The following is a 12,612-nucleotide window of genomic DNA, read 5'->3' on the forward strand; positions in this document are numbered from 1 at the left end:
TTAGAGCGCATCGAAGGCCCCCAGGCGTTTCGCGATGGTGAGGTAGATGGCGATGATAAGGATCGGCACCAGCGAGAAGGCGGCGGCGAAGGGCAGGTTGCCCGCCGTGCCCTGCTGCATGTAGACCACCTGACCTATGTACATGGTGGAGTTGCCAATGATGCCGGGGATGATGTAGTCCCCGAGCGTCAGGGAGAAGGTGAAGATGGAGCCCGCCACCACGCCGGGCAGGGCCAGCGGCAGGATCAGGGTGCGAAAGGTCTGGGCCGGGGTGGCGCCGAGATCGCCGCTCGCTTCCAGCAGGGAGCGCGGGATCCGCTCCACCGCCGCCTGGATGGGCAGGATCATGAAGGGCAGCCAGACGTAGACGAACACGATGAAGGTGCCGATGCGCGAGAATGACAGCGACGGCCCCCCTATAACTGGCAGCGAGAGGATGGCGTCCAGCAGCCAGTCCAGTCCCAGGGTGTCTGCCAGCCAGCTGATGACCCCCTCCTTGGCCAGGATCAGCTTCCAGGCGTAGACCCGCACCAGATAGCTGGACCAGAGCGGCAGCATGATGCCGACGTAGAACAGGGCCCGGGTCTTGCCGCTGGTGTAGCGCGCCATGTAGTAGGCGACGGGGAAACCGAGCAGGGCGCAGGCCAGGGTCACCAGCAGGGACATGCCGACGGTGCGCAGGATCACGTCCAGGTTCTCCGCCCGCAGCAGGGCGACGAAGTTCTGCAGGCCCAGCTCGTGGCGGATCTGGCCGCTGAACTCGTCCAGCCCGAAGAAGGCGTTGGAGAGCAGCATCAGCAGGGAGCCGACATAGATGATGCCGAGCCAGAGCAGGGGCGGCCCGAGCAGGATGGCCAGCAGCAGGCCGGAGCGACCATAGAGCAGGGTGGAGAGGCGCCGCAGCGGCCTGACGCGAACGGAGTCGGTAGCTTGGCTCATGGCAAGGCTCGCACTGTGGGGGGCGCTCATGGTTGAGCTCCCAGAGGGGCGGTGTGCAGGCGATGGATCGCCTGCTCCGGCCAGCTGAGGCTGACCCGGGTGCCACGGGGCAGACGGGCCTGGCCCTCGTTGGGGTGGTTGACGATAAGCTCGAGCTGTTCGCCGAGATCGACCCGGTAGCGCACGAAGGGGCCGAGGTACTCCACTTCGCGCACCTCCCCTGACCAGCCGGGCGTGCCGGCCTCGGCGAGCCGGATCCGCTCCGGGCGCACCATCATCTGGCGCGCATCGCCGCACAGGCGGCGGGCCTGCTCCCCCTCGAACAGGTTGACGGTGCCGACGAAGCGGGCGACGAAGGGGGTGGCGGGGGCGTCGTAGATGGTGTCCGGCGCGGCGATCTGCTCGATCTTGCCCTGATTGAAGATGCAGATGCGGTCGCTCATGGAGAGCGCCTCCTGCTGGTCGTGGGTGACGAAGATGAAGGTGATGCCGAGCTGGCGCTGCAAGGCCTTGAGCTCGAGCTGCATCTGCTCGCGCAGCTTGAGGTCGAGCGCCCCCAGCGGCTCGTCCAGCAAGAGGATGCGCGGCTGGTTGATCAGCGCGCGGGCGATGGCGATGCGCTGGCGCTGGCCGCCGGAGAGCTGACCGGGCTTTCGGTTGCCGACGCCTGGCAGGCGCACCAGCTCCAGCATCTCGTCCACCTTGCGGTAACGCTCCGCCTTGGCCACGCCCTTGAGCATCAGGCCGTAGCCTATGTTGTCGCGCACATCCATGTTGGGAAACAGGGCATAGTCCTGAAACACCGTATTGAGGTTGCGATCATAGGGGGGCACGGTAGAGCAGGGTTCGCCGAACAGCCGGATCTCCCCCTCGCTCGGGTATTCGAAGCCCGCGATCATCCGCAGGCAGGTGGTCTTGCCGGAACCGCTTGGCCCCAGCAGGGTGAAGAACTCGCCGGCGGGGATCTGGAAGGAGATGTCGTCGACCGCCTTCACCTCGCCATAGTGGCGGCTGACTCGGTCAAATTGTACGGCATTCATGGGGCGTCCTTGTCTGTGTGGGAAGCGGGCCGGACTCCTGTCCGGCCCTGTGGTTAGCCAGCCTTAGCGACCACCCAGGATGGCGATATAGTCCGAGACCCAGCGATAGCACAGAGGACACGCAGGTCCCCTGCCGCTGGGATACGGCCTTGTTCTACCAGAATCAGCGGCCACCCAGGATAGCGATATAGTCCGAGACCCAGCGGTAGTAAGGCACGCAGGTTCCCTGGCTCTTGCACTGGGAGACGGGAGTTCGCCAGAAGCGAACCCGATCGAAGTTGTCGATGCCGTTGGTCTTGCACCCCTCTTTCCCGAGCAGGGCATTGCCCTCGCAGGCGGCCGGCACCACGGGCACGGAACCGAACCAGGAGGCGAGATCTCCCTGCAGCTTGTTGTTCAGGGAGTGCTCCAGCCATTTGTAGGCGCAGGTGAGGTTCTTGGCCTCGCTGTGCACCATGCTGGTGTCGGCCCAGCCGGTGACCCCTTCCTTGGGCACGGTAGTGGCGATGGGCTGCTTGTCGGCGATCAGGGTATTGGCCTGGAACGGCCAGGAGCCGGAGGCGACCACCCCCTCGTTCTTGAAGTCGTCGATCTGGACGAAGGCATCGTGCCAGTAGCGCCCCACCAGCTGACGCTGCTGGCGCAACAGGTCGAGGGCAGTCTTGTACTGATCTTCGTTGAGTTCGTACGGATCCTTGATGCCGAGCGCCGGCTGGTGGCTCATCAGATAGAGGGCCGCATCGGCGATGTGGATCGGGCCGTCGAACGCCTGCACCCGTCCCTTGTTGGACTTGCCGTCCGGCAGGGTCTGCTCCTCGAACACCACGCTCCAGGAGTCAGGCGCCTTGGGGAACACCTTGGTGTTGTACATCAAGATGTTGCCGCCCCACTGGTAGGGCACGCCGTAGTGCTTGCCGTCCACCGTGTGCCAGGGAGCATTCTGCAGACGGGGATCTATCTTGCCGTAGCTCGGGATGAGCGCCAGGTTGAGCGCCTGCACCTTGCCACCGGCGATGAGGCGCAGGCTGGCGTCGCCGGAGGCGGTCACCAGATCGAAGCCCCCCTCGTTCATCAGCGCCACCATCTCGTCCGAGGTGGCGGCCGTCTTGACGTTGACCTTGCAGCCGGTCTCTTTCTCGAAGCCGGTCACCCAGTCGTAATTCTTGTCGGTCTCGCCGCGTTCCACGTAGCCGGCCCAGGCCACGATGTTGAGCTGGCCTTCCCCCTTGCTGAGGGTGGATGGTGCCGCTTGGGCCTTGCCTGCCAGCAGGGCGGGGATCAGGGCCAGGGTGAGGGGGGTCAGTTTCATCTTGCTCTCCTTGCTGGGGCGGGCACTGTGGTGATGCCTCGCTGACAATTAACATCCTGTTAACCAGTCATGAGCGTAGGAGAAGCGCTGAGCAATGAGAATTTCAATTTTTAACGCCAGAGGTATCTGCTAAATCGATATCGAGTGCAGATGAATCTGAATTTTAGTGGTCGCTCGGCAAGAGAGGGCTAGCGAGGGAGTGCCTGCCGGGCCCGCAGCCGGCTCTGATCCCGCACTATGTCGATGAACTCGCGGGCGGTCCACTCCAGCCGTGAACCGCGCCGCCACACCAGGCCTATGTCGATGGCGGGGATCGGCTCCTTGATGGCGCGGGCCTCGACCCGCTCCTGCTCCAGCGACCAGGGGCGGTAGGCAAAGTCCGGCAGCAGGGCGAGCCCGAGCTGGCTCGCCACCAGGCTGCGCACCGCTTCCACCGAGGCGGTCCGCAGCACGATGCGCGGCGCTATGCCGTAACGGCGCAGGCCGCCACCGATGATCTGGTCCAGCTGGTCGGCGGTCAGCGAGATCATGGGCTCTTCGCCGAGCGCCTTGAGAGAGAGGGTCGACTCGGCGCAGAGCGGGTGGTTGGCGGCGAGCCAGACCCGCAGCGGCGAGCGGGTCAGCAGCTCGGTATCGAACGCCTCCTGGCGGATGGTGCGGTTGGTCATCAGGATCCCCACGTCCACCTCGCCGTTGACGATCTGGTGCTCGAGATAGGGCTGCTCGTCCTCCTTCACCTCGATCTGTACCGCCGGGAAGGCGCGGCGAAAGCGGCCGAGGGCCTCCGACAAGTAGTAGCCGGCCACCAGGGTCGTCACCCCTATGGTGAGCCGCCCCTGATCCTGCTGGGCTACCGCCTTGAGGGAGTGGCTTGCCTCGGTCATGGCGCCGAGGATGCGACGGGCGTGCAGCAGAAACTGGTGGCCCTGGGTAGTTAGGCTGACCCCGCGCGGGTTGCGATCGAACAGGGGGGCGCCGAGCTCGCTCTCCAGCTCGCGGATGGCGCTGGTGACTGCCGACTGGGAAATGTGCAGCTCGGCAGCGGCGCGGCTGACCGAGAAGCTGTCGGCCACCGCCACGAAATAGCGGATCTGTCGAAAGGTGAAGTTCATCTGGGCGTCCTGCCGCGTGCGACCTAGGTGACTGCCAGCTTAACCTCGAATCGCGCCCAGACAAAAGGCGCCGTGTTGGCGCCTTTGTCATGATTTTTCCGGCGGTTAGCGGGAGCTGGCCGCTTCGATCACCGGGATCCGGTTCACCGCCTTGCCCAGATAGGCGAGGGTGATGGTCACAATGATGCAGGTGAAGCTGAGCCACATGTAGGGCAGGTAGTCGAGGGTGGCCACTCCCAGTACCCCGGCCATGAAGATGCCGTTGTCGCTCCAAGGCACCATGCCGCAGGTGAGGGTGCCGCCAAACTCGGCGTTGCGGGAGAGGTTCTTGCGCGCCAGCCCCAGCCGGTCGTAGTTCTTGGCCATGATCTTGGGGGTCAGGATCAGCGACACATACATGGCCGAGCCGAACACGTTGGCCAGGAAGGCGGTGCCTATGGTGTGGGTAGTCAGGCTGCCGGCACCCTTGATGCGTTTCTCGAAGGCGCTGGCGATCACTTCCAGGATGCCGACCTTCTCCAGCAGGCCGCCAAAGCCCAGACCGAAGATGATGACCGCCACCGAGCCCAGCATGGACTCCATGCCGCCACGGCCCAGGATGTTGTCGATGAAGTCGACGCCGGAGGTGATGGCGAACGGGCTGTAGGCGGAGTGCATCGCCTTCACCGGATCCATGTCCTGGAACAGGATGGCCCAGACAAGGCCCAGCAGGGCGCCGAAGCTGATCACGGGGAAGGCGGGTTTGCGGTTGGCCAACAGGCCCAGCACCAGCACCACCGGGACTATGGCCAGCGGGGTGATGTTGAACTGCTTGTCGAGCGCCTCCATCACCAGGTTGACCTGCTCCAGGCTGACGTTGCCGGAGTACTGCATGCCGACCACGGTGAACAGGGCGGCGGTGATGACATAGGAGAACAGGCTGATGGGCAGCATCCCCTTGATGTGCTCCATCACGTCGACGTTGGACATGGTCGAGGCCAGCACCACGGAGTCGGAGAGCGGAGAGAGCTTGTCACCGAAGTAGACACCGGAGAGCACGGCACCGGCTACCAGCGGAGCGGGTACGCCCAGGCTGTGGCCGATCCCCATCATGGCGATGCCGGCGGTGGCGGCCGAGCCCCAGGAGGTGCCGGTGGCCAGCGAGGTCAGCGAGCAGATGATCAGGGTCGCCAGCAGAAAGATGGACGGATGTATCACCTTGAGGCCGAAGTAGATGATGCTGGGGACTATGCCGCCGGCAATCCAGGTGCCGACCAGGGCGCCAACGGAGACCAGGATCAGGATGGCCCCCATCCCCTTGGCGACACCGTCGACGGCTGCCTGCTCCAGGGATTTGTAATCATGGCCGAGCTTGATGCCGAGCCCCATGATGACGAACCAGGCGATGAACAGTGCCAACTGGATTGGCAGGTCGAGCACGCTGGTGAAGGAGAAGGCCAGGGCCAAGAAAATGGCCAGACAGGCAAACACCTGCGACATGCCCGGCAATCGGATGTGGTTGTGTTGGTTTTGCATAGATACTTCCTAAACTCTTGCTCGCCAAGGTCGGTCCCTCTCGTCCTGTGGATACACGTATCCCGAGGGGCCCACCCAAAAAGAGGCCGCAATCTACCACAAACCAGGGGGGACAAATCCCAACTGATTTGGCAAAAATGCAATTTTGATTGAAAAACTTACAATTTAGTTGATCTCATAACCCGTTTTTGAGTGCTCTGTTTGCCCCGATGGGACATTCGACTCCGATAGGAAAGTCCGATTGCATACTCCTAAAATACAAATGATAATTGTTATCAGTTGTTGGAGGGGAGTGTGTCATGAGATGGATAGTGAGGGCCATGCTGCTGATCGGGCTGCTGGCCATCCTGATCTGGGGTCAGGAGAGGGAGTACTGGGTATGGAGTCTGGGCTTCTTGCTGGCCGCCTGGGTCATGTTCGAACCCAGGCTGAGACCAGCGCTGATCCTGTTGCCGGTGGCCGGCATGACCGGTGTGGCGGCCCTTGTCTGGCAGCAGCCCTGGTTATGACGAGGTGGCCGGTGCGCTCTGCACCTTTTCCAGCGCCTGTTTGAGGGAGGTGATGACGTTCTTCTCCATCTCGTTGCGTTTGGCATCGGTCAGGAAGTAGATCATGTCGACGTCGTGGCGAATATAGTGGGAGGGGAGCTGGTTCAGGGTCAGGCAGCAGAGATCGGCCATCTGGTTGGCGCTCAGTGTCTGGCTGAGCCCCTGTTTCTCAATCTCCTTGAGCACCAGATGCTCGTAGAAGTTGTGAATGTCGGTATCCAGTATCATATGCATTCCTTGGCATGACGATGGGCGGTGAGTCGTCAAAAGCATAGTCATAACAAGGGGTAAAAACAAAAGGCCCGTCACTTTCGTGATGGGCCTTTTGCATGATGAATGGTGCGAAGAGAGGGACTCGAACCCTCACATCCGTGGGACACTAACACCTGAAGCTAGCGCGTCTACCAATTCCGCCACCTTCGCACACTGATTTTCTCCAGCTGGTTTTTAAATGCGGTTGGAGCGCATTTTCTGCGTTTTACATGCCAGAAGCATGGTGCGAAGAGAGGGACTCGAACCCTCACACCCGGGGGGCACTAACACCTGAAGCTAGCGCGTCTACCAATTCCGCCACCTTCGCACATCGGGTTATCAGTCTGGATTTACATGCTGTCTGATAAGCGAAGCATGGTGCGAAGAGAGGGACTCGAACCCTCACACCCGGGGGGCACTAACACCTGAAGCTAGCGCGTCTACCAATTCCGCCACCTTCGCACACTGATTTTCTCCAGCTGGTTTTTAAATGCGGTTGGAGCGCATTTTCTGCGTTTTACATGCCAGAAGCATGGTGCGAAGAGAGGGACTCGAACCCTCACACCCGGGGGGCACTAACACCTGAAGCTAGCGCGTCTACCAATTCCGCCACCTTCGCACATCGGGTTATCAGTCTGGATTTACATGCCGTCTGATAAGAGCATGTTGCAGTATGGTGCGAAGAGAGGGACTCGAACCCTCACATCCGTGGGACACTAACACCTGAAGCTAGCGCGTCTACCAATTCCGCCACCTTCGCATCACTGCGGTGGGGGATTCTATAGAGTTTTGGGGGGGCGTCAACAGCCAGAAGGTACTTTTTTCGCTGTTGACGCCCAAAGCAGCATCAAGGGGACAAAACTTCAGCAATTAGCGTCACTGGCGAGCCAGGGCGTCCCGATACATCTGTTCGTACTGGATGACCGAATCGGGCCAGTTGAAGCGGGTGTTCATGGCATTGCGCTGAACTCGGGCAAACTGCTCGGGGTCCTGCAGGTAATAGAGCAGACTGCGGCGCATGGCATCGAGCAGTATGTTGGCGGTCGGATCGTTGAAGCAGAAGCCGGTCGCATGTGCCGGATCGGCATCCCAGTCCACCACCGTATCCTTCAGGCCGCCGACCGCCCTTACCAGCGGTAGGGTGCCATAGGCCAGGCTGTACATCTGGTTGAGGCCGCACGGCTCGAACAGGGAGGGCATCAGGAAGAAGTCGGCACCGGCCTCCACCAGGTGGGCGAGCCGGTCGTCATAGGTATTGATGAAGGCGAGCCGGTCCGGGAATTGCTGGGCCAGGGTGTGCAGCTGGGCGGCGAGGGAGGGATCTCCCGAGCCGACGATCACCACCTGCACCTTGTGATGCAGAAACTTGTCCAGCACCGGCAGCAGCAGATGCACGCCTTTTTGTTCGGTCAGCCGGCACACCATGCCGTAGATGGGCAGGTCCACCACCGGCAGGCCCAGCTCCTGCTGCAGGCTCTGCTTGCAGACGCCCTTGCCGGTCAGGTTGTCGACGTCATAGGTGGCTGGCAGGAAGTCGTCGAAGGCTGGATCCCAGTCCTGATAGTCGCAGCCGTTGAGGATGCCACGCAGATCCGCCGCCCGCTGCTGGAAGACGCTGGCCATGCCGTGGGCCCCCAGGTGGGTCAGCAATTCGCTGGCATAGTTGGGGCTGACCGCGTTGATCTTGTCGGCATAGAGCACTCCGCACTTGAGCAGGTTGACGTGGCCGTAGTCATAGCTGATGCGCTGTTCGTAGTCGGCAATCTCGGGCACGGCCCAGAACTGCTGGCGCTCGAACACCCCCTGGAACGCCGCGTTGTGAATGCTGATCACGCTGTGAGTGTGCTGGAAGAAGGGGTTGTGGGCATGTCGGGTTTTCAGCAGCAGCGGCAGCAGGCCGGTGTGCCAGTCGTTGCAGTGCACTATCTCGGGGGCAAAGGCGAGCTGCTCGCAGGCGTGCAGCGCGGCGGCGGCCAGGAAGGCGAAACGCTCGCCGTTGTCCGGATAGGCCTGGTTGTTTTCGGCATAGAGCTGGGGGCGATCGAAGTACTGCGGGCAGTCGAGCAGGTAGACACAGACCCCTTCGAGATCCATCTGATAGATGCGATAGCCGATATCCGGCAGGCCCGGGTGGGTTGGCAACCAGCGCGAGACCAGCAGTTTGGCCTCATCCCGTCGCTTTATCGTCTTGTAGAAAGGGAGCATGATCCTGACATCATGTCCCTTCTGGGCCAGGTACAGCGGCAGGGCTCTGGCCACGTCCGCCAGGCCCCCGGTCTTCACAAGCCCCTCAACTTCCGAGGCAACGAACAGGATTTTCAGTGGGTTAATAGCCAACTCTTGCTCCCTTAGGTACCACGACGATACCGCCTTCGGACACGGTAAATCGCTCTCTGTCATGGTCCAGATTTTCACCGATCACGGTGCCGGGCGCAATTTCAACGTTCTTGTCGATGATGGCGCGGCGGATGGAGCAGCCCTCGCCAATCTTCACGTCACCGAGCAGAACCGACTCGCTGATGTGGCTGCAAGGGCCTATGTTGCAGCGAAAACCCAGGATGGAGCGCTGGATCTGGCTGCCCTGGATGAAGCAGCCGCCGGAGATCAAGGAGTTGGCGATCTTCACCTTGCAGTCGTCGGTGTCGACGAAGGTGGCGGGCGGCAGCGGCGGATAGTGGGTATGCAGCGGCCACTTGCGGTTGTAGAGGGAGAAGGGGGCATCGTCGGCCACCAGGTCCATGTGCGCCTGCCAGTAGGAGTCCAGCGTCCCCACGTCGCGCCAGTAGACGTTGGGCTTCTCGCCCGGGATCACGTTGGTGCTGTAGTCGTAGACATAGACGGGGGCACGCGGGAACAGGCTGGGAATGATGTCCTTGCCGAAGTCGTGGCTGGAGTTCTCCTCGGCGGCGTCGCGCTTGAGTTCGCGATAGAGCGACTCGGTCTCGAAGATGTAGTTGCCCATGGAGACCAGTGCCTGGGTGGGATCGCCGGGGATGTGCTTGGGTCGTTTGGGTTTTTCCTCGAAGCCGATCATCCGGCCCTCCTGATCCACCTCGATCACCCCGAAGGCGCTCGCCTCCTCGATGGGCATGCGCAGGGCGGCGACGGTCAGAGCGGCGGCCTTCTGCTTGTGGAAGCTTACCATCTGGCTCACATCCATCTTGTAGATGTGGTCGGAGCCGAAGATGCAGACGTGCTCGGGGTCGGAGATCTCGATGAAGCGCAGGTTCTGGTAGATGGCGTCGGCGGTGCCGTCATACCAGCGTTTGCCCATCCGCATCTGGGCCGGAATCGGGTCGATGAAGCGATCCGTGATGCCGACGATATTCCAGCCCTTCTTCATGTGCAGATAGAGGGACTGGGACTTGAACTGGGTGAGCACATAGATGCGCAGGAAGTCGGCGTTGACGAAGTTGTTGAGCACGAAGTCGATCAGTCGGTAGCTGCCACCAAAGGGAACCGAGGGCTTGCTGCGGGTGGTGGTGAGTGGCTGGAGGCGAGTACCTTCGCCGCCCGCCAGGATCATGGTAAGTATGCCTGCCATCGTATTTCTCTCCCTGAATTCATACTATGAAAAGGTTTTCATCTTGCTGCAAAAAAACACCCCTAAAGGGGTGGTTTGAGGTGTGTCAATTACCTTATCAGATCCCGTATGGGGCTCTCTACCTGTTTCCGGTGACTGCTTACACTTATTTACACTTTGCTCAGATAGACCTTGAATTTGGCATCGCTGCTGATCACTTCCGTCCGTTTGAAGTGCGTCTCCAGTATAGGCTGATATCGCAGAAAGGCGTTGGCAACTATGGTGAGGGTGCCCTGCGGCGACAGATGCTCCGGTGCCTTGGCCAGGAAGGTCTCGGTGGCCGCGTAGAAGGTCTTGAGACCGGCGTGGAACGGCGGGTTGGAGACGATGCGGTCAAATTTTTCCTGGATGTCGGAATAGACGTCGGACGCCCGCACCTCGCCCTGCAGACCGTTGATGGCCAGGGTACGGCGGCTGGATTCCAGCGCCAGCGCGTTGATGTCCACCATGGTGACCCTGAGTTCAGGATTGCGCTTGGCCAGCACAGAGCCGATCACCCCGGCACCGCAACCGAAATCGAGCAGCGATCCCTGCATGGCCGGCAGGCTGGCCAGCAGCATCTGGCTGCCCAGATCCAGCTCGGATGCACTGAACACGCCGGGCAGGGCCAGCACGGTCAGCTCGGTATCGCCAGCCTGGCACTGGTAGCGGCCAAACCAGGCGTCCAGCTCGAACGGGGCCACTGGTTTGCTCAGTTCGCCGTGATAGAGGGAGCAGCGACGGGCCGAGTCACGTTTGACCGGCTTCTCGCCATAGGGAGCCAGCAGCTTGTCGGCCCCGTTGATGCCGCCGCGGTTCTCGCCGGCGAGGAACAGCTCGGCACCTGCTTCCAGCAGCGGGGTCATCATGGCCAGCAGGTATTGGGCCTCGGCCTTGGCCTTGGGCATCAGCAGCAGCAGGGCATCGAAGCGGGGAGCGCCACCCAGCTGGTGATCGAACAGGATGACTTCGCCCAGCGCGGCCTGCTGGCTGCGGTAATAGCAGTAATCCGTGGTAAACACGGTGAGGGAGTGGGTCAGGGTTGCCAGCTGGCGCGGATAGTCATCCTCCAGGGCGCCGCACACCAGCAGCCGCTTGCCGACAAAGAGGGCTTGGTTTCGTTCCAGCATCTGGCTGACGGCACTGATCGGGCTGCTCATCGGGTCTCTCCACGCAATTTTGGGCGGCCATTATACATAGCCGCTTTCGCCTTGACATTTATGCCGTGTTCCCGAAAGATGCCCAGACACCATTTTTTGAGCAGAGATGACGCAATGCGGTTCAACGGGTTGAAACGAAAGCATAAAAAAAGCCTGACATTCGGGCCTGCCGACGTTCGCGCGTAACCTCTCATCCCTGAGCAGATTCAAACCCCGGTTGCGCACATCGTACCGGGGTTTTTTATTGCCACATTCATGAGTCAACGGAGAAGGAAATTCCATGTTCAAAGGTTCAATCGTCGCCCTGATCACCCCCTTTCGACAGGGCAAGCTGGATGAAGAGGCGTTGGCGCGTCTGGTGGAGTGGCATATCGAACAGGGTACCCACGGCATAGTGCCGGTGGGCACCACGGGCGAGAGTCCGACCCTGACCCACGACGAGCATTGCCGGGTGGTGGAGCTGGTGGTCAAACTGGTGGCTGGCCGCATCCCGGTGATTGCCGGGGCCGGTTCCAACAATCCGGTTGAAGCCATCGAATACACCCGCTATGCCGAGCAGATGGGGGCCGATGCCACCCTGCACGTGGCCGGTTACTACAATCGCCCCAATCAGGAGGGGCTCTATCACCACTTCAAGGCGGTGCACGACGCCACCAGCAAGCCCATCATCGTCTACAACATCCCGCCGCGCGCGATCGTCGACGTGCAACCGGCGACCCTGGCCCGCCTGGCCGAGCTGCCGCGCATCGCCGGGGTGAAGGATGCGACCGGCGATCTGGCCCGCCCCTGGGTGGAGCGCCAGCTGATCAAGAAGCCGTTCGCCTGGCTCTCCGGTGAAGATGCCACCGCCGTGGTCTACAACATCGGCGGCGGTCAGGGTTGTATCTCGGTGACGGCCAACGTGGCCCCCAAGCTGGTGGCCGAGGTGCAGAACCTGGCGCTGGCCGGCCAGTGGCAAGCTGCGCGTGAACTGCAAGACAAACTCATTCCGCTGCATCAGGCGATGTTTGCCGAGCCGAGCCCGGCCGGTGCCAAGTATGCCGTCTCCCTGCTGGGCTTTTGCAGCGAGGAGTGCCGCCTGCCGGTGATGCCGCTCTCCGAGGCAACGCGTACCCGCATCCGCGAGGCGATGCACGCCTTGAATTTGTTATAAAAAATGGGCTCTGGATCGCGCT

11 protein-coding genes and 5 tRNA genes are annotated in these 12,612 nt (G+C 61.6%); 2 read left to right on the forward strand and 14 right to left on the reverse strand.

The window, feature by feature from the left end; all coding sequences use genetic code 11:
* The 5 genes from PG897_RS04375 to nhaC form a co-directional block, all read right to left on the reverse strand.
* Positions 1-969 carry an ABC transporter permease gene (locus PG897_RS04375; RefSeq protein ID WP_099359842.1) on the reverse strand — a complete coding sequence of 323 codons (969 nt, stop codon included), beginning with the start codon at positions 967-969 and terminating at the stop codon, positions 1-3.
* Positions 966-1,979, reverse strand: a complete 1,014-nt coding sequence (locus PG897_RS04380) for an ABC transporter ATP-binding protein (RefSeq protein ID WP_094698749.1) — start codon at positions 1,977-1,979, stop codon at positions 966-968. Before PG897_RS04380 ends, PG897_RS04375 begins: the two co-directional genes overlap by 4 nt.
* Before the next feature lie 163 nt (positions 1,980-2,142).
* The gene (locus PG897_RS04385) at positions 2,143-3,288 is read right to left on the reverse strand and encodes an ABC transporter substrate-binding protein (protein ID WP_201879895.1); all 1,146 of its coding nucleotides are present in this window, start codon (positions 3,286-3,288) and stop codon (positions 2,143-2,145) included.
* A gap of 188 nt (positions 3,289-3,476) precedes the next feature.
* On the reverse strand, positions 3,477-4,400 hold the full coding sequence (locus PG897_RS04390; RefSeq protein ID WP_005305481.1) for a LysR family transcriptional regulator: 924 nt from the start codon (positions 4,398-4,400) through the stop codon (positions 3,477-3,479).
* A gap of 105 nt (positions 4,401-4,505) precedes the next feature.
* Complete coding sequence (gene nhaC, locus PG897_RS04395) at positions 4,506-5,915, reverse strand: Na+/H+ antiporter NhaC (protein ID WP_005305478.1); 1,410 nt, start codon at positions 5,913-5,915, stop codon at positions 4,506-4,508.
* 299 nt (positions 5,916-6,214) lie between these two features.
* Here nhaC and PG897_RS04400 point away from each other — a divergent pair, with 299 nt between their 5' ends.
* Positions 6,215-6,424: a hypothetical protein gene (locus PG897_RS04400; protein ID WP_017779092.1), complete on the forward strand. Its 210-nt coding sequence runs from the start codon at positions 6,215-6,217 to the stop codon at positions 6,422-6,424.
* Here the strand turns inward: PG897_RS04400 and PG897_RS04405 are convergent.
* From PG897_RS04405 to rsmC, 9 genes are all read right to left on the reverse strand, one after another.
* Positions 6,419-6,691 (reverse strand): late competence development ComFB family protein, encoded by a 273-nt coding sequence (locus PG897_RS04405; RefSeq protein ID WP_005305474.1) that lies wholly within the window; start codon positions 6,689-6,691, stop codon positions 6,419-6,421. The genes PG897_RS04400 and PG897_RS04405 overlap by 6 nt on opposite strands.
* A 109-nt stretch (positions 6,692-6,800) precedes the next feature.
* Positions 6,801-6,886 (reverse strand) — tRNA-Leu (locus PG897_RS04410).
* Positions 6,887-6,957: 71 nt separating this feature from the next.
* A tRNA-Leu gene (locus tag PG897_RS04415) sits at positions 6,958-7,043 on the reverse strand.
* A 48-nt stretch (positions 7,044-7,091) separates the two neighbouring features.
* Positions 7,092-7,177, reverse strand: a tRNA-Leu gene (locus tag PG897_RS04420).
* 71 nt (positions 7,178-7,248) lie between these two features.
* Positions 7,249-7,334 (reverse strand) — tRNA-Leu (locus PG897_RS04425).
* 55 nt (positions 7,335-7,389) lie between these two features.
* Positions 7,390-7,475 (reverse strand) — tRNA-Leu (locus tag PG897_RS04430).
* 116 nt (positions 7,476-7,591) lie between these two features.
* On the reverse strand, positions 7,592-9,052 hold the full coding sequence (gene glgA, locus PG897_RS04435) for a glycogen synthase GlgA (protein WP_124249272.1): 1,461 nt from the start codon (positions 9,050-9,052) through the stop codon (positions 7,592-7,594).
* Positions 9,042-10,259: a glucose-1-phosphate adenylyltransferase gene (glgC, locus tag PG897_RS04440; protein ID WP_005305468.1), complete on the reverse strand. Its 1,218-nt coding sequence runs from the start codon at positions 10,257-10,259 to the stop codon at positions 9,042-9,044. The genes glgA and glgC overlap by 11 nt, the downstream gene beginning before the upstream one ends.
* Positions 10,260-10,408: 149 nt before the next feature.
* The gene (gene rsmC / locus PG897_RS04445; RefSeq protein WP_201879897.1) at positions 10,409-11,437 is read right to left on the reverse strand and encodes a 16S rRNA (guanine(1207)-N(2))-methyltransferase RsmC; all 1,029 of its coding nucleotides are present in this window, start codon (positions 11,435-11,437) and stop codon (positions 10,409-10,411) included.
* Between the two features lie 280 nt (positions 11,438-11,717).
* Here rsmC and dapA point away from each other — a divergent pair, with 280 nt between their 5' ends.
* Positions 11,718-12,590 carry a 4-hydroxy-tetrahydrodipicolinate synthase gene (gene dapA, locus PG897_RS04450; protein WP_201885242.1) on the forward strand — a complete coding sequence of 291 codons (873 nt, stop codon included), beginning with the start codon at positions 11,718-11,720 and terminating at the stop codon, positions 12,588-12,590.
* Positions 12,591-12,612 lie beyond the last annotated feature (22 nt).

Source organism: Aeromonas sp. QDB20, from assembly GCF_027707805.1.
In the GTDB taxonomy this organism is placed as follows: Bacteria; Pseudomonadota; Gammaproteobacteria; order Enterobacterales; family Aeromonadaceae; genus Aeromonas; species Aeromonas dhakensis.